The 24484-nt window shown below is 46.5% G+C and carries 18 protein-coding genes; 14 read left to right on the forward strand and 4 right to left on the reverse strand.

The features are described from left to right. Positions 1–3: 3 nt before the first annotated feature. Complete coding sequence (locus BOQ04_RS05015; RefSeq protein WP_076023665.1) at positions 4–1986, forward strand: monovalent cation:proton antiporter family protein; 1983 nt, start codon at positions 4–6, stop codon at positions 1984–1986. 10 nt (positions 1987–1996) lie between these two features. On the opposite strand, the gene uvrA is transcribed toward BOQ04_RS05015, so the two are convergent. Beyond that, positions 1997–4888 (reverse strand): excinuclease ABC subunit UvrA, encoded by a 2892-nt coding sequence (gene uvrA / locus BOQ04_RS05020; RefSeq protein WP_076023666.1) that lies wholly within the window; start codon positions 4886–4888, stop codon positions 1997–1999. Positions 4889–4925: 37 nt separating this feature from the next. Between uvrA and BOQ04_RS05025 the strand changes: the two genes are divergently transcribed. The 3 genes from BOQ04_RS05025 to BOQ04_RS05035 all read left to right on the forward strand — a co-directional run bounded on the left by BOQ04_RS05025 (position 4926) and on the right by BOQ04_RS05035 (position 7987). Then, on the forward strand, positions 4926–6104 hold the full coding sequence (locus tag BOQ04_RS05025; RefSeq protein WP_076023667.1) for an MFS transporter: 1179 nt from the start codon (positions 4926–4928) through the stop codon (positions 6102–6104). Between the two features lie 69 nt (positions 6105–6173). Then, complete coding sequence (ssb, locus tag BOQ04_RS05030; RefSeq protein WP_076023668.1) at positions 6174–6632, forward strand: single-stranded DNA-binding protein; 459 nt, start codon at positions 6174–6176, stop codon at positions 6630–6632. 182 nt (positions 6633–6814) lie between these two features. Next, positions 6815–7987 (forward strand): hypothetical protein, encoded by a 1173-nt coding sequence (locus BOQ04_RS05035; RefSeq protein ID WP_076023669.1) that lies wholly within the window; start codon positions 6815–6817, stop codon positions 7985–7987. A 27-nt stretch (positions 7988–8014) separates the two neighbouring features. On the opposite strand, the gene queF is transcribed toward BOQ04_RS05035, so the two are convergent. Genes queF through ilvA form a run of 3 tightly spaced genes read right to left on the reverse strand, consistent with a single transcriptional unit; the run spans position 8015 to position 11309 of the window. After that, positions 8015–8842, reverse strand: coding sequence for an NADPH-dependent 7-cyano-7-deazaguanine reductase QueF (gene queF, locus BOQ04_RS05040; RefSeq protein WP_076023670.1), 828 nt, complete (start codon positions 8840–8842; stop codon positions 8015–8017). A gap of 19 nt (positions 8843–8861) precedes the next feature. After that, entirely contained in the window at positions 8862–9773 is a 912-nt protein-coding gene (locus BOQ04_RS05045) for a 5'-nucleotidase (protein WP_076023671.1), read from the reverse strand. A 15-nt stretch (positions 9774–9788) separates the two neighbouring features. Further along, positions 9789–11309, reverse strand: a complete 1521-nt coding sequence (ilvA, locus tag BOQ04_RS05050; RefSeq protein ID WP_076023672.1) for a threonine ammonia-lyase, biosynthetic — start codon at positions 11307–11309, stop codon at positions 9789–9791. A gap of 133 nt (positions 11310–11442) precedes the next feature. On the opposite strand from ilvA, the gene BOQ04_RS05055 reads away from it, so the two are divergent. Genes BOQ04_RS05055 through BOQ04_RS05100 form a run of 10 tightly spaced genes read left to right on the forward strand, consistent with a single transcriptional unit; the run spans position 11443 to position 24482 of the window. After that, a complete protein-coding gene (locus BOQ04_RS05055) occupies positions 11443–15282 on the forward strand; it encodes a DUF3683 domain-containing protein (protein WP_076023673.1) in 3840 nt (1279 codons plus the stop codon). After that, the gene (locus tag BOQ04_RS05060) at positions 15282–15668 is read left to right on the forward strand and encodes a gamma-butyrobetaine hydroxylase family protein (protein WP_076023674.1); all 387 of its coding nucleotides are present in this window, start codon (positions 15282–15284) and stop codon (positions 15666–15668) included. Before BOQ04_RS05055 ends, BOQ04_RS05060 begins: the two co-directional genes overlap by 1 nt. Before the next feature lie 30 nt (positions 15669–15698). Next, positions 15699–16442: a bifunctional demethylmenaquinone methyltransferase/2-methoxy-6-polyprenyl-1,4-benzoquinol methylase UbiE gene (gene ubiE / locus BOQ04_RS05065; protein WP_076023675.1), complete on the forward strand. Its 744-nt coding sequence runs from the start codon at positions 15699–15701 to the stop codon at positions 16440–16442. A gap of 27 nt (positions 16443–16469) precedes the next feature. Continuing rightward, positions 16470–17375 carry a Tim44 domain-containing protein gene (locus tag BOQ04_RS05070; RefSeq protein ID WP_076023848.1) on the forward strand — a complete coding sequence of 302 codons (906 nt, stop codon included), beginning with the start codon at positions 16470–16472 and terminating at the stop codon, positions 17373–17375. A gap of 53 nt (positions 17376–17428) precedes the next feature. Then, a complete protein-coding gene (locus tag BOQ04_RS05075; RefSeq protein ID WP_076023676.1) occupies positions 17429–18049 on the forward strand; it encodes a ubiquinone biosynthesis accessory factor UbiJ in 621 nt (206 codons plus the stop codon). Between the two features lie 3 nt (positions 18050–18052). Beyond that, positions 18053–19639, forward strand: a complete 1587-nt coding sequence (gene ubiB / locus BOQ04_RS05080; protein ID WP_076023677.1) for a ubiquinone biosynthesis regulatory protein kinase UbiB — start codon at positions 18053–18055, stop codon at positions 19637–19639. A gap of 52 nt (positions 19640–19691) precedes the next feature. Next, on the forward strand, positions 19692–20345 hold the full coding sequence (locus BOQ04_RS05085; RefSeq protein WP_076023678.1) for a DUF502 domain-containing protein: 654 nt from the start codon (positions 19692–19694) through the stop codon (positions 20343–20345). 16 nt (positions 20346–20361) lie between these two features. After that, positions 20362–22161: an aspartate--tRNA ligase gene (aspS, locus tag BOQ04_RS05090; protein WP_076023679.1), complete on the forward strand. Its 1800-nt coding sequence runs from the start codon at positions 20362–20364 to the stop codon at positions 22159–22161. A 29-nt stretch (positions 22162–22190) separates the two neighbouring features. Further along, positions 22191–22631 carry a dihydroneopterin triphosphate diphosphatase gene (gene nudB, locus BOQ04_RS05095; protein ID WP_076023680.1) on the forward strand — a complete coding sequence of 147 codons (441 nt, stop codon included), beginning with the start codon at positions 22191–22193 and terminating at the stop codon, positions 22629–22631. 27 nt (positions 22632–22658) lie between these two features. Then, complete coding sequence (locus tag BOQ04_RS05100) at positions 22659–24482, forward strand: ABCB family ABC transporter ATP-binding protein/permease (RefSeq protein ID WP_076023681.1); 1824 nt, start codon at positions 22659–22661, stop codon at positions 24480–24482. The last annotated feature ends 2 nt before the right edge of the window (positions 24483–24484 follow it).

Raw genomic sequence — 24484 nt, forward strand, 5'->3', positions numbered from 1 at the left:
TATATGCCGTCAGCCCTTCAATTAACTCTCATCTTGTTAGCCTCCGGAGTGGCTGGAGTCGTTATTTTCCGCTATTTTGGTTTACCCCCCATTTTGGGCTATTTGGCTATAGGGGTGCTGATTGGCCCCAACGCCCTGGGTTTGGCTAACGATTCGGCTACTGTGAAGTATTTGGGGGAGTTTGGGGTCGTTTTCTTGATGTTTTCCATTGGACTTGAATTTAACCTGCACAAGCTAAGAGCGATGCGTTCTATCGTATTTGGCCTGGGAGGCAGTCAGGTCCTTTTGACTATGCTGCTAGCGGTTCCAGCTAGCTTGCTCATGAACTGGATTTACCCGATTTCTTGGGAGGCTGCGATAGCCTTGGGTGGCGCTTTAGCGATGTCTTCCACCGCCATTGTGACCAAACTGATTGCCGATCGTTCTGAGCTGGAAACCGACCATGGCCGCAACATTATTGGTATTTTGCTGTTTCAAGATCTGGCGGTTGTTTTCCTATTGATCTTGTTGCCTTCATTGGGCAAAAACCCGGGTGATTTATTCATTGCATTAAGTGCTGCAGCAATCAAAATCTCGGTCGCTCTGGTGTTGATTTTTGTTCTTGGGCAAACGCTCATGAGTCGCTGGTTCCGCTTAGTGACCAAGCTGCGCTCCCAAGAGCTATTCATGCTCAATTTGTTATTAATCGTTTTAGGCATGGCTGGACTGACAGAGCATTTTGGTTTGTCTTTGGCCTTGGGTGCTTTTTTAGCGGGCATGCTCATCTCGGAGACACCCTATCGCCATCAAGTTGAGGAAGATATAAAGCCATTTCGCGATGTGCTGCTTGGCCTATTTTTTATTACGATCGGGATGTTGCTCGATTTTCATGTGATTGCCCAGCAATGGATATTGGTTCTACTGCTTTTAATCGGACCTTTGCTGTTTAAATTTGGCCTTATTGCATTACTTTCACGTGCTTTTGGCTCTACTCCTGGCATCTCTATTCGCACTGGACTTTGTTTAGCGCAAGCTGGCGAATTTGGATTTGTGCTGCTCAACCAAATCGACGGTTTAGATTTGATTGATCCAGCTTTAAGTCAAGCGGTATTGGCTGCCATGTTGCTATCGATGTTTGGCGCACCTTTCTTAATCCAATATAGCGATCGGATTGCGATGCGCTTTTCTAGTAATGAGTGGCTCTTGCAATCACTGGCATTAACGCGTGTTGCAGCCAAGAGCGTGCGCACGGAAAACCATGTTGTCATTTGCGGTTTTGGTCGCTCGGGGCAAAGTTTGGCTCGCATGCTTGATCAAGAAAAAATACCCTATATCGCCTTGGATATGGATCCGGATCGTGTAAAAACAGCGGCTGCTGCTGGCGATAACGTGGTGTATGGGGATGCTAGTCGTGAGAATTATTTGATTGCTGCAGGTTTATCACGCGCAAAAGCGGTTGTGATTACCTATGCTGATACACCTGCAAGTTTTAAGGTCTTGCATCAAGTCGAACGCTTACGTCCTGGCATGACTGTTTTGGTGCGCACCAAAGATGATGCCGATTTAGCAAAGTTACAGGCGGCGGGGGCCACTGAGGTTGTGCCGGAATTGATTGAAGGTAGTTTAATGATGGCCTCGCATGTCTTATTGATGATGGGCGTGCCGATGCGCAAAGTGGTGCGTATTGTCTCTAATGCACGCGAGGCACGCTACAGCTTATTGCGCGGCTACTTCCGCGGCTCGGAAGTAGAAGACTTTGATTCTAATGAATCCTGGCGTTTGCATTCGGTAACGCTCTTGCCTGAATCAATTAGTATTGGCAAAACTCTTGAAGAACTTGCTTTGGAAAACGATGGCGTGAGTATCCAAGCAGTCAGGCGCAAAGTGGGCGGCGGAGATTACATTAAGCTCGAACTCACACCCCACTTGCGATTACAAGCAAACGATATCTTGGTACTCTCAGGCAATCCAGAAGCGACTGAATTAGCGCAATCTAAATTGCTCTGAGAACGTCGGTTTACTTAGCCTTTTTCTTACTTTCTGCTGTTCTACGGGTAAGTAGCGGGGCTAAATAGTGGCCGGTAAAGCTGGCTTCATTTTTAGCGACATCCTCAGGCGTCCCGGTAGCGATAATTTGCCCACCACCAGCACCCCCTTTAGGCCCTAGATCAATAATCCAATCTGCAGTTTTGATCACATCCAAATTGTGTTCAATGATCACAATGGTATTGCCTTGTTTTTTAAGTGTCTGCAGAACAGTGAGTAGCAATTGAATATCATGAAAGTGCAGACCAGTAGTCGGTTCGTCCAAAATGTACAAAGTTCTACCGGTATCACGTTTAGATAATTCAAGCGAGAGTTTGACTCGCTGGGCTTCACCGCCAGACAGGGTGGTAGCGCTTTGTCCGAGCTTGACATAACCCAAGCCAACATCGAGCAGGGTTTTGAGCTTACGCTTAACAATTGGCACTGCTTCAAAAAACTCATGGGCTTGCTCGATGGTCATTGCTAGCACTTCATGAATATTTTTACCTTTGTAGCGAATGTCTAAAGTCTCACGGTTATAGCGTTTGCCATGACAGACATCACAAGGTACATAAACGTCTGGCAGGAAATGCATTTCTACTTTGAGTACGCCATCCCCTTCGCAGGCATCACAACGACCGCCCTTGACGTTGAAAGAGAAGCGACCCGCTTCATAGCCACGCTCACGCGATGCAGGAACGCCGGCAAATAATTCACGGATGGGCGTAAACAAGCCGGTATAGGTAGCGGGGTTAGAACGCGGGGTTCTGCCGATAGGTGATTGATCGACACTAATGACTTTATCGAAATGCTCTAATCCTTTGATGGCATCATGCGCGGCTGGTTCGGCAACCGATCCATAAATATGCTGAGCAACAGCATGATGCAAAGTATCGTTAATTAAAGTAGATTTTCCTGAGCCTGATACACCAGTCACGCAGGTTAATAGCCCAACTGGAATTTTGGCGTGGACGGATTGCAAGTTATTGCCGCGAGCGCCAATGATTTCTAGAAAGCGATCATTTACTGGAATGCGTTTTTCAGGAACCGCAATACATTCACGCCCGGATAAATATGCGCCGGTCAGAGATTTAGGGTTCGCTTCTACCTCTGCTGGAGTTCCTTGCGCCACTACTTCGCCACCATGGACACCCGCTCCAGGGCCAATGTCGATGACATAGTCTGAAGCACGAATCATGTCTTCATCATGTTCTACTACCAGTACGCTGTTACCTAAATCACGCAGGTGCTTGAGGGTGCCAATGAGGCGATCATTATCGCGTTGGTGTAGTCCAATAGAGGGTTCATCTAGCACATACATTACCCCGGTCAAGCCAGAGCCAATTTGAGAAGCCAAACGAATACGCTGCGCTTCACCGCCTGAGAGGGTATCGGCACTGCGCTCTAGTGAGAGATAGTCCAGACCTACATCATTTAAGAAGCGCAAGCGTGCGCCAATTTCTTTAACGATTTTGTCAGCGATTTCACGCTTGGCGCCTTTGAGCTGCAGTGCCTCAAAATACTCTTTGGCTTCTTTGAGTGGTAGGGCGCTGATTTCATAAATGGCGCGCGATTGCTTGCCATCACCCACCTTCACAAAGCGCGCCTCTTTGCGCAGGCGACTGCCGCCACAATCACGACACACCTGCATATTTTGATAGCGCGCTAATTCTTCGCGTACGGTCACTGAATCAGTCTCGCGATAGCGTCGCTCAAAGTTCGCAACAATGCCTTCAAAAGGATGCTGGCGAACGCTCATTTTGCCGCGTTCGTTGATGTATTCAAAGGGAATCTCGATATCACCCGAGCCCAGCAAAATCAGATCTTGCTGTTTTTTGCTGAGGGTCTCAAATGGCTTTTCAACATCAAACCCACCGTGTTTTGCTAATGTCTGCAATAGCTTGAAGTAAAACTGATTACGGCGATCCCAGCCTTTGATCGCACCCGATGCGAGTGATAAATCAGGATGTGCCACGATCCGCTTTGGATCAAAGAACGATTGATGACCTAGGCCATCGCATGAAGGGCAAGCGCCCATAGGGTTGTTGAAGGAGAAGAGGCGAGGCTCTAATTCTTGTAGTGAATAAGAGCAAACTGGGCAAGCAAATTTACTCGAGAAAATGATCTCTTCACCAGTGTCCATATTGACCACCATTGCTTTGCCTTCAGCAAGGCGTAAGGCAGTTTCAAATGATTCCGCAACACGTTGTTGAATATCGGGACGCACTTTAATACGATCAACCACTACTTCAATGGAGTGCTTGTCGTTTTTCTTCAGGCTAGGTAGTTTGTCAACTTCAAAGATTTCCGCTTTGGCAGTATTCGTTGTGCCGCCACCAGAGCGAACACGGAAACGAACAAAGCCTTGTGCCTGCAGATCTTGGAAAAGGTCAACGAATTCACCCTTACGCTCGCTCACTACGGGGGCCAAGATCATCAACTTCGTTTCTTCTGGCATGGCCAAGACAGTGTCGACCATTTGTGAGACGCTTTGCGCCTCTAAAGGCAGATTGTGTTCGGGGCAATGAGGTGTGCCAGCACGTGCGAATAATAAGCGCAAGTAATCATGAATTTCAGTCACAGTACCCACAGTCGATCGGGGGTTGTGACTTGTGGCTTTTTGCTCAATCGAAATGGCAGGCGACAATCCTTCAATCACATCCACATCTGGTTTTTCCATGAGCTGGAGAAATTGACGGGCATAAGCAGAGAGGGACTCAACATAGCGTCTTTGACCTTCTGCATACAAAGTATCGAAAGCAAGGGAGCTTTTTCCTGAGCCAGATAAGCCGGTCAAGACGACCAATTTCTCTCTAGGGATATCTAGATTGATATTTTTGAGGTTGTGCGTACGTGCACCGCGGATTTTAATTTCGTTATTCATGATTTTTTAGCGTAACTTGTTAATATAGCTCTTTCCTATGAATCCTTCTGAACTTCGCTCAACTCTCGCCTTAGCGGGCATCTTTGGCCTTCGCATGCTAGGTCTTTTCTTGCTTTTACCGGTCTTTAGCGTCTATGCGCGCGGCTTACCGGGCGGGGAGCACGCCCTTTGGGTGGGGCTCACTCTGGGCATATTCAATATTGTTCAGGCTTGTTTGTATATCCCCTTGGGGAGGCTTTCTGACCGCATAGGACGAAAACCTGTAGTTTTCTGGGGTCTTTCTCTCTTTGTGGCTGGTGCCCTGATATGCGCAGCCCGTGATGATCTCATCTGGATTGCGATTGGGCGGGGTGTGATGGGTGCAGGTGCTATTTCTGCGGCTATATCGGCCTGGGTCGCAGACTTAACCCGTGAGCAAGTGCGCACCCGAGCCATGGCTTTGGTGGGCGGTAGTATTGCCCTCTCCTTTGCTCTTTCCTTGGTGATTGCTGCGCCAATCTATCGCATGATTGGGATGGGTGGAATTTTCATCATTTTGGCGATTCTTGGAGTCTTGGCGATGGGGGTGACCTATTTTGTTCTACCCAATAACAAACCCGAGCTCAAAGCGGCGCAAGCATCTTTAAAAGAAGTCTTTTTACGCCCGGAATTAATGCGTCTGAATGCCGGCGTCTTTGTTTTGCATGCCACCCAAGTGGCTATGTTTTTAGTGGTACCTCGTTTATTGGTACAAGCAGGCTTACCTTTAAGTTCCCATTGGGAGATTTATTTGCCAGTAGTACTACTCTCATTCTGCTTGATGGCACCCGTATTGATCATGGGTGAGAAGAAACAAAAACTGCGCAATGTGCTCTTGATTGCGATTATTTTACTTTTCATTGCAGAATGCGCGTTTACCCAGGCTGGCTCTGTAATGGCTATCGCGGTTGGCTTGTTAATTTACTTTGTCGGATTTAACTTGCTGGAAGCTTTGCAGCCTTCATTGGTATCTCGTTTTGCCAAAGAGTCTAAGGGTACCGCTTTGGGGGTTTACAACACCACGCAATCGATTGGCCTCTTTTCAGGGGCTGTGATTGGGGGTTGGTTAATGGATAGCCATGGCCAGTTATCCGTCTTTGTCATGGGCGCAGTACTGCTTTTGTGCTGGCTTATAATTGCCTGGTCTATGCAGGATTTGCCAGCAAAAGTGGTAGATGCAAGCGCTGCAAAAGCATAGACCCATCCGTAGCTGCTTTATATTTTTTTAATCGATTTATTCACATCATCATTTTCTTCGGGAGACAACATGGCTTCGGTAAATAAGGTCATCATCGTAGGTAACGTAGGGCGCGACCCAGAGACACGTTATATGCCAAGCGGCGACGCCGTTACAAACATCTCAGTAGCAACTTCAGATCGCTACAAAGACAAACAGTCAGGTGAGATGAAAGAAACCACAGAATGGCACCGCGTTGCATTCTTTGGCAAGCTTGCTGAGATTGCTGGGCAATACCTCAAAAAAGGTTCACAGGTTTATGTTGAAGGTCGTTTGCGTACGCGCAAATGGACTGATGCAAGCGGTCAAGAAAAATATTCCACTGAGATCGTTGCAGAAACAATGCAAATGCTTGGCGGTAAGCCAGTAGGCGGTAGTGAAGGTGGTGGTGAAGGTTATAGTCGCCCACGTTCTGTAGAGCAGTCCGCTCCAGCCGCATCTTCAAGCGCAGCATCGCTAGGCGCAATGGATGACGACATTCCGTTCTAAGGGACACCTAAAGGTATTAGTTAACAACTAATCAAATAAACCCCTCTTAGCCTTGTGCTTACAGGGGTTTGTTCTTGACTTCATTCTTTTGCATTGCTTTTTAACAAAAAGTAGCAATACTCTTAAAATAAGACATGCAAATAAATAGGTTCACGAATTCAGTCCTCAGCCTTTTGGGGATTATGGCCATATTACTTGCGCCAGCCCCTTCTGTTGCAGCACCATTTTTCTTCCCAGATGTGAATCCTTCTTTTGGTAAGAGCGATCCGCCAGATTGGTTGCATGATGGTAGAGGAAATGATGGTTATGTCACGATTACATCTGAAGTGATCCCAACGAGTGCTTGCACGCAAATGTCTAGCCATCGCTTTTGGGGATCTGACAAAACACAATTGGTTTTATCCATTACGAGCTATGGCTTCAAAAATAAATTAGACAAACTAGAAGTTCCGATTGCGACATTTGACGGGCGTGAGAATGGCTCTCAGTGTGCATCTTTGAGTACAACCCCATTACAAGTCGTGCCGATGACCAATATGGCTTCTTATTCCATATTGAGTCCAGGCAAGCTTTCTTTGGTGCTCAATGTGAAGAGTTCTAATGATTCCAATCAAGACTATGTTGGTTCGGCTAAATTCTTATTAGGGGCGGCAGCTATCGTGGCTACTGGTGGCTCTGCTGCAGCTATTGGGGGTGTATCAACTGCTGTGGGCAGTTCGGTGGTTTCTGATACCCAAACCAAGGCAAATACTTTGCTGCAGGGCATGATTGATGCAAAGGTTCCAATCTCATTTAGTTGGCCTGAGCTACGTCAAGGTATTCAATCTGTAGAGATCCCTGTGTATAAAACCGATCAAGATATTAATAAGATTACCGATAAAGAGATTGAAAAATTACAAAAGGATCCAAAGGCGGATAAGCAATTACTGTTTACCGTGAAGCTTAGTTTTCAATTCTCAAGAACCTTGTTTTATCCCACCATGGTAGATATCGATGATTTAGTCAATCGGGAGAATCTATCCTCGCAGCATGTTTTAAATCACTTGGCGCCGGAGTCTACTCAGAACTTTATGCAGATTTTGAATAACTCATCACCCAGTCTGCTGCAAAAAATTGGGCGTTCTGATGGCTCTGATTTAGCGCGAGCCTGCTCTTCAGGTTTTGATAAGTTAAAAGTTGCGGGTCTAGATAATGTCGATATTGCGATTGTGATGAAATCATTTATAGATGAAGCAAAAGCTACCGAGACCTGGTACTCTAATCCTGAAATAGTAAGGAGTTGCTTTGGTCAGGCACCCAGCATTGCTTCCTATTTAGAAAAGATTTATGACCCCTCATCAGCTCCCGCAAAGTAGCGGAGAGCCGATGAGTTTGCTGGCGTGCTATTGCCTTGCGTGACGCGTGTTATCAGGCCAAGGCGCATTATGATCTGTGCGAAATGGATTGATATCCAGCCCGCCCCGTCTTGTATAGCGCGCATAAACAGATAATTTTTCTGGCTTGCACTGGCGCTTGATATCAGAAAAAATGGTCTCGACACAATGCTCATGAAATTCGCCAAGTTGTCTAAAGCCAATGAGGTAACGCAATAACCCTTCTTCTAATATCGGGCGTCCTTGATAGCGAATTTGGACGCTGGCCCAATCAGGCTGTCCTGTTACTGGACAATTGGATTTAAGTAGATGCGAGACCAAGCATTGCTCTATTGGACCAAAGGAATCGTTCACTCCAAGTAATCCTGGATCAGCGGAAAGATTGGGGTCAACCTCAATATCGAGTCGATCGATGAGAACGCCGGTCATTTCTTGCATCCCTTTTTTGGCAACCACATCAGTTGGGTAGATGCGAGTCGATACTTTGCTGCCAGCCACCGCAGATAAATCAGTGATGATTCTTTCGCGTACCGCATCTTCATTTTCAAAGCGGGCGCTATTGAGGCTATTGAGATAGAGCTTGAATGACTTCGATTCAATCATGTTGGGAGAATCGGCGGGCACTTGAAACTCAGCTAAGGCAATTTGTGGTTTACCCCTTTGATTGAGCCAGCTTAATTCATACGCATTCCAGATATCCACACCGACAAACGGCAGGACTTGATTAGCCTCAATGCCTAACTTTGCGCGATTTTCAGAGCGGGGAATTGGAAAAAGCAAACTCGGATCGTATTGATCGGGATATTGCGATGCTTGGCCGAGCGGTAATGTTGCCATAATGAAGTTCTTGATTTACTTAATTTGTTTTAGGCTTATTCGATACGCCAGAGACTACGTGACCGGTTGGTGCAACCGATGCTGCTGATTGGCAATGGCCAGTCTGATCATCAAAGAAAAAATCAGGCTCGAATTCGCGTAGGAATTCGCTCTTTGAGAGCCCCCCTAAGAACATCGCTTCATCTACATCAATGCCCCAAGCCATCAAGGTGCGAATTGCGCGCTCATGTGCTGGAGCTGAGCGAGCAGTGACTAGGGCCGTGCGAATACGCATGCCTTTTTCGCTGGTGGTGCGTTGCAAGCGATGCAGTGCCTCTAGAAGCGGTTTAAAGGGACCCGGGGGCAATGGAATGTCAGCTTTCTTGCTCTCATGGGCGACAAATGCCTCTAGGCCTTTATCTTGAAAAACTTGTTCTGCTTCGTCTGAGAACAACACGGCGTCTCCGTCAAATGCGATGCGAATTTCATTAGGGTGTGATTCCGCAGTTTTTGTGGATTCAGGATAAACGCGTGCCGCAGGAAACCCGGCTTCAATAGTTGCGCGCACGTCATCTTCATTAGCCGAAAGAAATAGATTGGCATGCAATGAACGCAGATAACTATAAGGAGGGCGCCCTCTGGTAAATACCCCACGTTCTAAATGTAAGCCATGATGTTTGGCTGAGCGAAATACACGCAAGCCGCTGACTGGATCATTGCGCGACAGAATGACAACCTCGACTCTTTGCTGACCCTCCTCATTAAAGGCAAGTAGTTTTTTAATGAGGGGAAATGCCACGCCAGTTTGTGCTGCCTCACCTAGTCGATCAAGCTGTAGTTTCATATATGCGCTGTCATCGGTTGATTCGAAGATACGATTTTCTTCTTCAAAATCAAACAGGGCGCGCGATGAAATCGCAACAACCAGTTTTCCAGTGAGTGTGTAGGACATTTTTTAAATAGAGTCTTATTTTAGAAACAGTCGATAAGCTGGATTATTGGTCTCATCCCAATGTGGATAGCCAAGAGAGGCCAAGAAATTTTGGAATTTCTTCTGCTCATTTTTGGGAACTTGAATACCCACCAAGATACGACCATAGTCAGCGCCATGATTGCGATAATGGAACAGGCTAATATTCCAGTTAGGCGCCATGCTGGTCAAGAATTTCATCAAGGCTCCAGGGCGCTCTGGGAATTCAAAGCGATAGAGCAATTCGTCGTTCGCGAGTGCTGAGTGTCCGCCAACCATGTGACGCAGATGCGATTTGGCTAACTCATCATGGGTTAAGTCAATCGTTGCAAATTTAGCCTTGGTAAAGTGATTCGCAATAGCAGCACTATCAGTCGCTTTTTGCGTGCCAATGCCAACAAAGATATGGGCTTGATTTTGATCGGTGATACGGTAATTAAATTCAGTGATGTTGCGCTTGCCCAGTAATTCGCAGAAGCGTTTAAATGAGCCGCGTTCTTCGGGGATGGTGACGGCAAATACTGCCTCACGGAATTCACCAACGTCCGCGCGTTCCGCAACAAAACGCAAACGACTGAAATTCATATTTGCACCACAAGCAACTGCTACCAAGGTTTTTTTCTTGGTGCGATGGGTCTCCACATACTTCTTCATGCCGGCAATAGCCAAGGCGCCAGCAGGCTCCAGAATGCTTCGAGTATCGGTAAAGACATCATTAATTGCCGCACAGATCTCATCTGTATCGACAGTGATGATGTCGTCAACTACCTTTTTGCAAATACGGAAGGTTTCTTTGCCCACCAGCTTGACTGCCGTGCCATCTGAGAAGAGGCCTACATCCTTCATCTCGATGCGTTTATTGGCTTTGAGAGAACGACGCATCGCATCTGAATCGGATGCCTGTACGCCAATAATTTTGGTCTTTGGGCTAATGGCTTTGGTGTACTCGCCAATTCCAGAGATGAGGCCACCACCACCGATGGCTACAAAGATGGCTTCGATAGGCGCTTGATGTTGCTCGAAAATTTCCATGGCAATCGTGCCCTGTCCAGCAATGACATCCGGGTCATCAAAGGGGTGAACAAAGGTTAAGCCACGTTTTTTCTCAAGAAGTTCTGAATATTCAAATGCGTCGCTATAGGACTCGCCATGCAGAATGACCTCTACCCAGGAGCCGCCTCGAGCTTTTACAGCCTCAATTTTGACGCTGGGAGTGGTGGTTGGCATCACAATGACGGCCTTACATTTCATTTTGGAGGCCGCTAGGGCCACCCCTTGAGCGTGATTGCCTGCCGAGGCTGCGATGACCCCGCGTTTTAAGGCTTCCGGGGGTAAATGGGCCATCTTGTTGTAAGCGCCACGTAATTTGAAGGAAAAAACCGGTTGGTTATCTTCTCTTTTGAGTAAAACTTGGTTGCCTAAGCGCTTGCTGAGTGCAGGAGCGAGCTGTAATTCAGTTTCCCTGGCTACATCGTAGACTCGGGCCGATAAAATTTTCTTTAAATAGTTCGTTGCCATCTGATGAGCGTACCACGGATGGCCCTAAGCCCTTAGATTTGAAAGGGTTTATTCCCGCCAGCAGCAACTTTGTCGGATTCCTGCCAATATCAGCTTCGCTCTATTAAAATGCTTATTTATCAAATATGACGCTATGAACGCTCCATTGGCTTTAAATCAGTTGTTGGACGCCGAGGCGGGCACCCCCCGTTTACGCGAAATTCCCTACAACTACACCTCTTTTTCCGATCGAGAAATCGTGATTCGCCTCTTGGGCGAGGAGTCTTGGCGCGTTTTAAATGACTTGCGCGGTGTACGTCGTACTGGCCGTTCTGCGCGGATGTTGTTTGAGGTCTTAGGTGATATTTGGGTCGTACAGCGCAATCCATTCTTGCAAGATGATTTGCTGGATAACGCCAATCGCCGCAAGCTCTTGATCGATGCCCTCTGGCATCGTCTGGGTGAAGTGAAAAAACGCTCTAGCGGCGATTCTGCAGATCAGGTGCAGATCTTATTGAATGCTGCACATCGCGCAGTCGACAATTTTGAGACTGGGTTTAAAGAAGTAGAGCAGTTACGTAAGCGCGCCCTCAAGATATTGGGTCGTCATACCGCTACTGACAATATTTGTTTTGACGGCGTGTCGCGTGCAGCGCATGTGACTGATGCTACTGACTGGCGGGTGGAGTTTCCCTTGGTGGTTCTCAAGCCTGATTATGAATCTGAAATTCCTGGGCTCGTAAAAGCCTGTATTGAATTGGGCCTGACCATCATTCCACGTGGAGGTGGCACTGGCTACACCGGCGGTGCAATTCCTTTGTATGCAATGTCAGCCGTGATCAATACTGAGAAGTTGCAAGATATTGGCGGCGTCAAACTCAAACGTTTGCCAGGGGTTACTCATGAAGTGTCTACCATCTTTACTGGTGCAGGCGTTGTAACGCGACGTGTTTCCGACGCCGCAGAGCATGCTGGGCTTGTATTTGCTGTCGATCCAACCTCAGCTGATGCCAGTTGCATTGGTGGCAATATCGCGATGAATGCTGGTGGTAAGAAAGCCGTTCTTTGGGGTACTGCACTAGATAACTTGGCTAGCTGGAGAATGGTTGATCCAGAGGGTAACTGGTTAGATATCGAGCGTCTTGATCATAATTTAGGCAAGATTCATGAAGTTGATCAAGTGCGCTTTGAGTTAACTTGGTCGGATGGTTTGAGTGAGCCAGGCGAGCGTATTCTGAAAAAAGAAACTCTCCAAGTAGAAGGCAAGCGCTTTCGTAAAGAAGGTTTGGGTAAGGATGTTACAGATAAGTTTTTATCTGGACTACCAGGAGTTCAAAAAGAAGGTTGCGACGGTTTAATCACGAGTGCCACTTGGGTCTTGCATCGCATGCCTAAATACATGCGTACTGTTTGCTTAGAGTTTTTTGGTCAAGCACGAGAAGCCATTCCAAGCATTGTCGAAATCAAGGCCTATTTAGATGGCTTGAGTAAACAAGGTGGCCCAATATTGGCTGGCTTAGAACACTTAGATGATCGATACCTCAGGGCGGTTGGCTATTCCACTAAATCCAAGCGTAATAGCTTGCCAAAAATGGTTTTGATTGGTGATATCGCAGGTGATGACGAAGCAGCGGTGGCAGCGGCAACCAGTGAAGTTGTGCGTATGGCTAATTTGCGTGTCGGCGAGGGCTTTGTTGCTGTGAGTGCGGAAGCGCGCAAAAAGTTCTGGTTAGACCGGGCCCGTACTGCAGCCATTGCGCGGCACACCAATGCCTTCAAAATCAATGAAGATGTAGTGATTCCATTGCCGCGGATGGGTGAGTACACCGATGGGATCGATCGCATCAACATTGAGTTGTCCCTGAAAAATAAATTGCAAGTATTGGATGGTCTCGAGTCTTTCTTGAGAAAGAGCGCTTTGCCATTAGGTAAGGGCGATGATGACTATGAAATTCCGACTGCCGAGATTTTGGGCGATCGGGTGCAGCAGGCCTTGGAATTAATTGCGAAGGTGCGCACCCGTTGGTCTGACTGGTTGGTTGGAATGGATAACTATTTCTCACAGCTCCAGAATTTCAGTTTGCGTGCATCCTGGAAGGAGGAGGTACGCGCTGAGCTAAGGATTATTTTTGGCGGTTTAGCATTCGAACCGATTTTGGCTGAGCTCGAAGCAACGCATAAGCGTATATTGCGTAAGCGGGTGTTTGTCGCCTTGCATATGCATGCAGGTGACGGTAACGTACATACCAATATTCCAGTCAATTCTGATGACTATGAGATGTTGCAAGATGCGCATCATGCAGTTGATCGCATTATGAAATTAGCCCGCTCTTTAGATGGCGTGATTTCGGGTGAACATGGTATTGGTATTACCAAGCTTGAATACCTCACTGAAGCAGAGTTAAAGGACTTCCGTAGCTATAAAAATCGTGTGGATCCTGAAGGTCGTTTCAACAAAGGTAAGTTAATGCCCAACGCCGATCTCAGCATGGCTTATACGCCGAGCTTTGGTTTGATGGGTCATGAATCGATCATCATGCAGCAGAGCGATATTGGCGCAATTGCTGATAGCGTGAAAGATTGCTTGCGTTGCGGTAAGTGCAAGCCAGTGTGCTCTACGCATGTACCACGCGCAAACTTGCTTTACAGTCCACGCGACAAAATCTTGGCAACTTCATTGTTGATCGAGGCATTTTTATATGAAGAGCAAACGCGTCGCGGTGTATCCATTCGTCATTGGGAAATGTTTGATGACGTTGCTGCGCATTGCACAGTTTGTCATAAATGCTTAACACCATGTCCGGTCAAAATTGACTTCGGTGATGTGACTATGAACATGCGTAATTTATTACGCAAGATGGGCCAGCAACGTTTTAACCCTGGTACGGCTGCATCCATGTTCTTCTTAAATGCAACCAGCCCAGAAACAATTAATCTAGCGCGTACGGCTATGATTGGCTGGGGATATAAGTTGCAACGATTAGGCAATGATGTGCTGCGTAAATTCGCGCGCAAACAGACTACCCATCCACCAGCGACGGTTGGTAAGCCAAGTGTGAAGGAGCAAGTTATCTTCTTTGTTAATAAGAAGATGCCGGGCAATTTACCGAAGAAAACAGCGCGTGCACTGCTTGATATTGAAGATGCCAATTACGTGCCAATTATTCGAGATCCTAAAACCACTTCTTCAGAAACCGAAGCGGTGTTTTATTTCCCAGGTTGCGGCTCTGAGCGCTTATTCTCACAAGTAGGCTTAGCGACTCAAGCAATGCTGTGGAATGTCGGTGTACAAACTGTATTGCCACCAGGTTATTTATGTTGCGGCTATCCGCAGCGCGGCAATGGTGACTTTGATAAAGCGGAAAAGATGATTACCGATAATCGGGTTCTATTCCATCGGGTTGCTAACACCCTCAATTATTTGGACATTAAGACAGTGGTAGTTTCTTGCGGAACTTGCTACGACCAATTAGCAGGCTATCAGTTCGAGCAAATTTTCCCCGGCTGTCGCATTATTGATATTCATGAGTATCTCCTCGAGAAGGGCGTCAAGCTGGAGAATGTGACGGGCGTGAAGTACATGTATCACGATCCGTGTCACTCCCCAATGAAATTGCAAGATCCTTTAAAAACGGTAAATGAACTTATTCAGCTTGAAGATGGCAAAGCCATTCAGAAGAATGACCGTTGCTGTGGTGAGTCAGGTACATTGGCTGTCACGCGCCCAGATATTTCTACTCAAGTGCGTTTCCGCAAACAAATTGAAATGGAAAAGGGCGCTAATGAATTGCGTAAAGATGACTTTACTGGCGATGTCAAAGTCTTGACTAGTTGCCCTTCTTGCTTGCAAGGCCTAACCCGTTTTGATTCCGATAGTGATACCACTGCCGACTATATCGTGGTTGAAATGGCTCAAAAATTATTAGGTAAGAACTGGATGCAAGAGTATGTAGTTAAGGCCAATCAAGGTGGTATCGAAAGGGTATTGGTTTAATGATTCCAACTAACCTCGTGGTGCATCAGCAATCCAAGGTATTAGAGTTGACCTATGAGAATGGGAGTACGTATTGTTTGCCGTTTGAATTATTGCGCGTACTCTCACCCTCTGCTGAAGTACAAGGACATGGCCCAGGGCAAGAAACCTTGCAAACTGGCAAAAGAGATGTATTGATTACCAGTCTTGAACCAGTGGGACATTACGCCCTTAAGCCTACATTTTCAGATGGGCATGACTCTGGTTTATTTACTTGGGATTATTTATATAAGCTATGTGAGAATCAAGAACAACTCTGGTTAACTCATCTAGAAAAGCTGGCTGCCGCTGGGCTAGATCGAGATGCCCCAATGACTAAGCAAGGTCATTCTTGCGGCAGTCACTAAAAGTAATTATTCAGATAGAGAGCGCCATTCATGAGTAAAACGCACTTCGGTTATCAAAGCGTAGATGAAGCAGAAAAAGCTGGCAAGGTTGCCGAGGTATTTCATTCTGTGGCTGCGAAATACGATGTGATGAATGATTTGATGTCATTTGGATTACACCGTGTTTGGAAAAAAATCACTATTGCGCGTGCGCAAGTTCGTCCTGGCCAGAAGGTCTTGGATATTGCAGGCGGTACTGGAGATTTGGCTGCCGCCTTTGCTCGCGCAGCTGGCTGGGGTCAAAACACCGAGGCGCAGGTATGGTTAAGTGATATTAATGCTTCGATGCTAGGTGTTGGTCGCGACCGTTTGCTTGATCAGGGCTTAGCTTTGCCATGTGTTCAATTCGATGCTGAGAAGATTCCATTTCCAGAAAATCATTTTGATGTGGTGACTGTGGCATTTGGTTTGCGCAATATGACCCATAAAGACGTGGCTTTAGCCGAAATGCGTCGCGTGATCAAACCAGGTGGTCGCGTGCTTGTCTTGGAGTTTTCAAAACCTGATGCCTTTTTGCAGTCTGTGTATGACGCTTATTCATTCAAGGTGCTACCTTGGTTGGGTGAGAAGATTGCTCAGGATTCAGAAAGCTATCGCTATCTGGCTGAATCTATCCGGATGCATCCAGATGCGGATGCCTTAAAAGAAATCATGCTCGGCGTTGGATTTGATGAGGTAGAGACTCATCGTATGACAGGTGGTATTGTTGCTTTGCATATTGGTTTTAAATATTAAGCAAAGAGGTTTTATATGGAATACCAAATGAATCAGCGTTTCTTCAAAGCATTACTAATTAGCCTGAGTTTGTTGCTCGCTTTTGTTGGACCAGTAAACGCTGCACGTTTGGGCGGTGGCAAAAGTTTTGGTCGCGCACCTAGCGCCCCCATTCAAAGGCAAGCTACGCCGCTCCAAAAGCCAGCGCAGCAGACCCAAGCAGCTCCTGCTGCACCTACTCCTCAAGCACCTACGCCAAGTCGTTTTGGTGGAATGGGTGGGATGTTGGGAGGCTTGGCTGCTGGATTAGGCATTGGTTATCTTTTATCTCATTTTGGCTTGGGGGAAGGCGCTTCCTCTTTAATTACTGGTTTGCTTCTTGCTGCTTTAGCTGGATTTGCGATCATGTTTGTCATTCGCAAATTACTTCCCGCAAGCTCGGTCATGACGCAATCCAATCACCTGAGGCAAGGGATGCAGCGTACAAGTGAATCTGGCTTACGACAAGAGCCGGCATTTACCCCTGCCGCAAATGCATTTGCTGGTGTTGGCTTAGAGGCTCAGCCTTTCCACTCAACTTTGCCCCCTGGTTTTGATGAGTATGCTTTTTTAGCCAATGCAAAGCAGTACTTCATTAGTTTGCAAAAGGCTTGGGATAGCGGTGACTTGGGGGCATTGCGCGAATACACAACGCCTGAAATGTTTGCAACCATCTCACAAGATTTATCCGGCCGTAGTGATAGCGCTAATCAAACCGATGTCTTGACCATAGATGCCAAATTATTGGGAATTGAGACTGCGGATGCGAGTTATTTCTGTAGCGTCCAGTTTTCAGGCTTAATTCGCGAGCAAATAGATGCACCTGCTAATCATTTCTCTGAAATCTGGAATCTAACTAAGCCTTTAGAGGGTCCTGGAGGCTGGGTACTGGCGGGTATTAGGCAGTTGGTTTAAGCTTAGGGCACTTTCCATTGGAAAACCCGCGTACTTGCGGGTTTTTTACACTCATGAATAGCACTTCTTCAACCACACACACCATTGCAGCTGCCACAGCCTGCCGCGGGATTAATCATGTGCTCTCTGCTGAGCACTGGGCGATGACTGAATTAAGTCGACATGCCTATAAAACCATCTTGATAGAAATGCCGCTTGGCAATCTTGGTTTTGAATTAAGTTCAGAAGGCCTGCTTAAGGCGGCTTCCGAAATAGAGCAGCCATCCCTAATCTTGAGCATTTCAGCAAAAGCATTAACTGAAATCCTTGGCAGCCCAGGCAATTTGCGGGAACAGGCATTTAAAGCGGTGAAGATTGCAGGTGATGCAGATTTGGCGCAATTATTAGGTCGATTAATTGGTCAGGTTCGCTGGGAGTATGAGGAGGATTTATCTCGTTTGCTAGGTGATGCGCCTGCACACTTTACAGTTAAGCAAGGGAAAAAATGGCTCTCTGCAAGCAAGTTGGCTGCTGGTGATTTGCTTGATAACGTGGTTGAGTACGTTAGCGAAGAAAAAAAAGTATTACTAAATAAGCGTGATTTTGCTAACCGCAAGGCAGAATTAAATGATTTACGAGATGCGGTAGACCGCATCGAAAAACGCATTCAATTACTAGAAAAAAAGGCTTTATAAATCGTGCGTCGACTAGCTCGTCTTTTCTATATCTTTTTTACAGCATGGCGCTATGGCTTATTGCCTCTATTACGTGACCTCTTAAGACCTGGCATTCGTAAGGGCTTCTTAACCATGCTGTGTTGGCTTTCTCCCAATTCAAAGATGCCGCGAGGCGTACGCATTCGCTTGACGCTAGAAGCTCTTGGACCGATCTTTGTGAAATTTGGTCAAGTTTTATCAACACGTCGTGATCTTCTGCCAGAGGATATTGCGAATGAATTGGCCAAACTACAAGATCAAGTTCCACCATTTTCAAATGAAGAGTCGCGCCGCTTAATTGAAGTAGATCTAGGTCAATCCATTGAAGAGATCTTTTTAGAGTTTGATGCAACACCGGTAGCGAGTGCTTCTGTAGCGCAGGTGCACTTTGGGGTATTGCGAGGCACTGAGAAGCATCCCGAGTGGCATGGACGAGCAGTTGCCATTAAAGTACTGCGCCCCGGCATTCTGCCAGTCATTGAGGGCGACATTGCACTTTTATATGATTTAGCAAAAATTGTTGAACGTAGCTCCGAAGACGGTCGTTGCCTCAAGCCACGCGAGAACGTGGCTGAATTTGATACCTACTTACATGACGAATTGGACTTAATGCGCGAAGCAGCGAACGCGAGCCAGTTGCGTCGGTACTTTGTGGACTCCAAAAAATTGATGATCCCTGAAATGTATTGGGATTTCTGTCATACCAATGTCATTGTGATGGAAAGGATGAATGGGGTCTCCATCGGTCGTACGAAGGTCTTGCAAGAGGCGGGTGTCGATTTTAAAAAGTTGGCTGCTGATGGCGTTGAAATATTTTTTACTCAAGTGTTTGAGTATGGTTTTTTCCATGCAGATATGCATCCTGGAAATATCCTCATTAGCTTAGAGCCAGAAACATTCGGAAGATTTATTTCCTTAGACTTTGGAATCGTTGGCGCACTGAGTGAGTCCGACAAAAATTATTTAGCCCTTAATTTCTTGGCATTTTTTAATCGCGATTACCGTCGCGTCGCTGAACTGCATATTGAATCTGGTTGGGTTCCTGCAAACACAAGAGTAGAAGAGTTAGAGGGGGCGGTGCGCTCCGTATGTGAGCCTTATTTTGATCGCCCGCTCAAAGAGATATCTTTAGGACTTGTCTTAATGCGCCTATTCCAAACCTCAAGACGCTTTAAGGTAGAAATTCAGCCGCAATTGACCTTGCTCCAAAAAACCTTGTTAAACGTAGAAGGCCTTGCCCGCCAACTAGATCCGGATCTGGATCTTTGGAAAACCGCTAAGCCAATCCTGGAAAAATGGATTAGTCAGCAATTAGGATGGCGTGGTTTGATCGATGGCCTGAAGGAAGAGGCACCCTCTTGGGCAAAAATTCTCCCTACTTTGCCGCGCCTGATTGCCCAAAGCTTGGATCAGGGTCATCGGCAAAAGAATGAGAAAAACCCAGAATTAGAGGTTTTGAAAGCACTTTTGCTCCAAGAAAGACGCACTCATCGGCTTTTAGTAGGGGCCTTACTCTTTGCTGGTGGGTTTTTGGCTGGAATTTTGATAATTAGCTCCGGTATTTACTAGTCCCGCCCCGTTGCCACTTTAACCCGCTAAAATGCTGGGTTAGGCAAGGAATATGAAAAAATACTTTATCGCTGGCATTCTCGTTTGGGCTCCTATGGCAGTCACTATTTGGGTGATTACCTGGGGCTTGGGCTTGCTTGATGGTGTTTTTGGCTCAGTAGTGCAGGCCATTATGGCAGTACTTCCTCGTGAGTCTGCTGCAGAACTTCAGCGTTTCCGTGAGCTACCTGCAGTGGGTATTTTGATTGTGGTCGCTGTAGTCATGTTTACTGGCTTAATCGCAATTAATTTTGCTGGGCAGTGGTGGTTAAAAGTCTGGGATAAGTTTGTAAACCGTATTCCGGTAGTGCGTTCCATCTATTCAAGTGTCCAACAAGTTTCTTCCACCCTATTCTCTGGTAGTGGCCAAGCATTCAGTAAGGCACTGTTAATTCGTTACCCGCATCCGAATTCTTGGGCTATTGCGTTTCAAACTGGAATCCCTGCAAAAGAAGTCAGCAGTAAGTTGGGCGAGGATTACGTCAATGTTTTCCTGCCAACCACCCCAAACCCCACCTCCGGTTTTTTTATGATTGTTCCTCGCGCAGAAACAATTCAACTAGATATGAGTGTCGAGGAAGCGTTGAAGCATATTGTTTCAATGGGTTCTGTGCCACCCACGAGTTCAACTGGCCTGACTTCAAGTCAGTCACCAAGTCATTTTTGATTTATAGGAAATTGTTATGTCGATGCGAAGCCATACCTGCGGTCAGGTAACCGATTCACTGATTGGTCAAGAGGTCACCCTCTCTGGATGGGTCAACCGCCGCCGTGATCATGGGGGTGTAATCTTTATTGACTTGCGCGACCACCAAGGTTTTGTGCAAGTTGTTTGTGATCCGGATCGCCCAGAAATGTTTGCGCTTGCCGAGCAGGTGCGTAATGAATTCTGTATTCAGATCAAAGGCTTGGTACGTGCCCGCCCAGCTGGTACTGAGAATGCTGACTTAGTTAGCGGCAAAGTAGAAATCTTGTGCCACAGCTTGGTGATCTTGAATGCTTCGGTTACACCACCATTCCAATTGGATGATGAGAATCTCTCCGAAACAACCCGCTTAACCCATCGCGTTTTAGATTTACGTCGTCCACAGATGCAAAAGAATTTGCGTTTGCGTTACAACGTAGCCATGGAATGCCGTCGCTATTTAGATGAAGCCGGATTCATTGATATCGAAACGCCAATGCTTACCAAAAGCACGCCAGAAGGTGCGCGTGATTATCTAGTGCCTTCCCGTGTGCATGATGGCCAGTTCTTTGCTTTGCCGCAATCTCCCCAGTTGTTTAAACAATTGTTGATGGTTGCTGGGTTTGATCGTTATTACCAAATCACGAAGTGTTTCCGGGATGAGGATTTGCGTGCTGATCGTCAGCCAGAATTTACACAGATCGATTGTGAAACTGCTTTCTTAAGTGAGTTAGAGATTCGTGATTTATTTGAAAACATGATTCGTCATATTTTCAAGAAAACCATGAACGTTGAATTGCCTAATCCATTCCCAACCATGCCTTACTCAGAAGGTATGGCGCGTTTCGGATCTGATAAGCCAGATTTGCGTGTGAATTTTGAGTTCACTGAATTAACTGATTTGATGAAAGATGTTGATTTCAAGGTGTTTTCTGGAGCTGCAAATCAAGCAGGTGGTCGCGTAGTTGGTTTGTGCGTACCTGGTGGCGCAGAGATCAGTCGAAGTGAAATCGATGACTACACTCAGTTTGTTTCTATCTATGGCGCTAAGGGCCTAGCTTGGATTAAGGTGAACTCAATTGCAGAAGGCCGTAATGGCTTGCAATCACCCATTGTGAAAAATTTACATGATGCAGCGGTAGAAGGCATTCTCAAACGTACTGGTGCAAAAGACGGCGATATTATTTTCTTTGGAGCAGATAAAGAAAAAGTAGTGAACGATGCCATGGGTAATTTGCGTTTACGTATTGGCCATTCTGCTTGGGGTAAAGAGCATGGACTCTTTACTGAGGGTTGGAGACCATTGTGGGTGGTTGACTTCCCAATGTTCGATTACGACGATGGCGAGGCGCGCTGGGTTGCTTGTCATCATCCGTTTACTAGTCCCAAAGATGAGCATATGCAATATCTGGAGTCTGATCCGGGCAAGTGTTTGGCGAAGGCTTACGATATGGTCCTCAATGGTAGCGAGATTGGTGGTGGATCGGTTCGTATTCACCAAGAGGCTGTACAGAGCCAGGTATTCCGTGCCTTGAAGATTGGTGCTGAAGAGGCACAAGCCAAGTTTGGGTTCTTACTCGATGCGCTTCAGTATGGCGCCCCTCCTCACGGCGGTATCGCCTTTGGTTTGGATCGTATCGTGACCATGATGACTGGTGCAGAGTCGATTCGTGATGTGATTGCTTTCCCGAAAACACAACGTGCTCAGTGCTTATTAACCCAGGCTCCCAGTCCGGTTGATGAGCGTCAATTGCGCGAATTGCATATTCGTTTGCGTCAAGCAGCCCCTGCTGCGTAATTGCATATCAGAACGCTAGCGCGCTTATCTTGAAAATCCCCATTTCGGTTTTAGTTGTTATTTACAAATCGACTGGGGATGTTTTATTAATTGAGCGAGCAGATCGGAGCGGCTTTTGGCAGTCAGTCACAGGCAGTCTTGATGCACCCGATGAAGATCTAGCAACAGCAGCTGCAAGAGAGGTGCTGGAGGAAACTGGTATTGATATTACCTCCTTGCCAGAAGGCGCATTGCAAAATATGCACCACCAAATTGAGTATGAGATTTATCCGCAGTGGCGTTATCGTTATCCTCCTGGCATCACTCAAAATACGGAACATTGGTTTTCATTGGAGGTTCCAGACAATACGAGCGTTACACTTGCGCCTAGAGAGCATGTGGCTTACCAGTGGCTACCCTTTGAACAAGCTGCTAAGCAATGTTTTTCTCGTAGCAATGGCGAAGCGATCTTGCATCTCTTTTCAGCATAGCTAGTGATAACTCACTAAGATAGTGTCATGAGACATTCATCTGGTCGACACCACGCAGATCCTTCTGCAAATTCTTCTAAAGACAATGATTGGCGTGTGATACGCGATTTATTGCCTTACTTATTGGAATATAAATTTAGGGTAGCGCTTGCTCTAGCGTGTTTGATTGCGGCAAAACTTGCGAATTTAGGTATTCCAATTTTGATGAAGCGCTTGATTGATGCTCTCAACATCAAGGCGGATGCCCCTCAAGCTTTGGTGATAGTGCCGGTTGCTCTCATTATTGCCTATGGCGCATTACGCATCTCGGCATCCCTCTTTAATGAATTGCGTGAAGGGATTTTTGCGCGCGTGACTCAAAACGCAGTACGCAAAGTGGCATTGCAAGTTTTTGAGCATTTACATGCTTTGGCCTTGAGTTTTCACCTAGCGCGTCAAACTGGAGGTGTTAGTCGTGATATCGAGCGTGGGACGCGTGGCATCCAGTCCTTAATTTCCTATTCACTCTATAGCATCCTACCGACCTTAATTGAGTTTTGTTTGGTGCTGGGTTACTTTGCATACTCCTATGACTTTTGGTTTGCGGGCATCACCTTAACTGCCTTGGTTTTGTATATTGGTTTCACGGTCTTGGTTACTGAGTGGCGCACTCACTTTAGAAGAACCATGAATGAAATGGATTCAAAGGCAAATCAAAAAGCCATTGATTCTTTGCTGAATTTTGAGACCGTGAAATATTTTGGCAATGAAGCTTTTGAAGCAAAGCGCTACGACGATAATTTGATTCGATATCAAGCTGCTGCAATTAAATCGCAAAAGTCTTTAGCGCTATTGAATTTAGGTCAGCAAACTATTATTGCAACAGGTTTGGTATTGATTTTATGGCGGGCTACGCTGGGTGTCGTCAATGGCAGTATGACCTTGGGCGACTTAGTATTAGTTAATACCTTGATGATTCAGTTGTACGTCCCACTTAATTTCTTGGGCGTGATTTACCGCGAGATTAAGCAAGCGTTAACGGATATGGATCGAATGTTTTCTTTGCTCAATACCGAAAAGGAAATTGCAGATGCTCCAGGCGCATCCCCATTGCACATTCAAACGCATTCATTGGGACCAGATGTGCGTTTTGAGCACGTTTCTTTTCATTACGATGCCAAACGTGAAATCCTAAAAGATGTCAGCTTTCATATCCCTGCTGGAACCATTGCTGCTGTAGTTGGGCAAAGCGGGGCGGGTAAAAGCACCCTAGCACGCCTGTTATTTCGCTTCTATGACATTCAATCTGGATCTATTTTGATCGATGGTCAAAATATTCAAGATGTCACGCAAGCTAGTTTACGTAAGGCAATTGGAATTGTTCCTCAGGATACGGTACTTTTTAACGATACCATTGGCTACAACATTGCCTACGGTGATCCAAGCGCCTCCACCGAGGCAGTACACGAGGCTGCGCGAGCGGCACAAATTGATGGCTTTATTAAGCACCTTCCCGATGGCTATCACACCCAGGTTGGGGAGCGCGGCCTCAAGTTATCCGGCGGTGAAAAGCAGCGGGTTGCCATTGCCCGTACTTTGTTGAAAAAGCCAGCCATGCTCATTTTTGACGAGGCAACCTCAGCTTTGGACTCGAAAACAGAGCGTGCTTTTCAGGAGGAATTGCTCAATTTAGCTAAAAATCGCACAACCCTGATTATTGCCCATCGACTTTCAACCATCATTCATGCCGATCAGATTCTTGTCATGGATCAAGGTCAAATTGTTGAGCGTGGCACCCATTCTGAGCTCCTCATGGCCAATGGCCGTTATACAGAAATGTGGCAAATGCAAGAGCGAGTGGCGCTTGATTAGAA

It is taken from the genome of Polynucleobacter sphagniphilus (assembly GCF_001953355.1).
In the GTDB taxonomy this organism is placed as follows: domain Bacteria; phylum Pseudomonadota; class Gammaproteobacteria; order Burkholderiales; family Burkholderiaceae; genus Polynucleobacter; species Polynucleobacter sphagniphilus.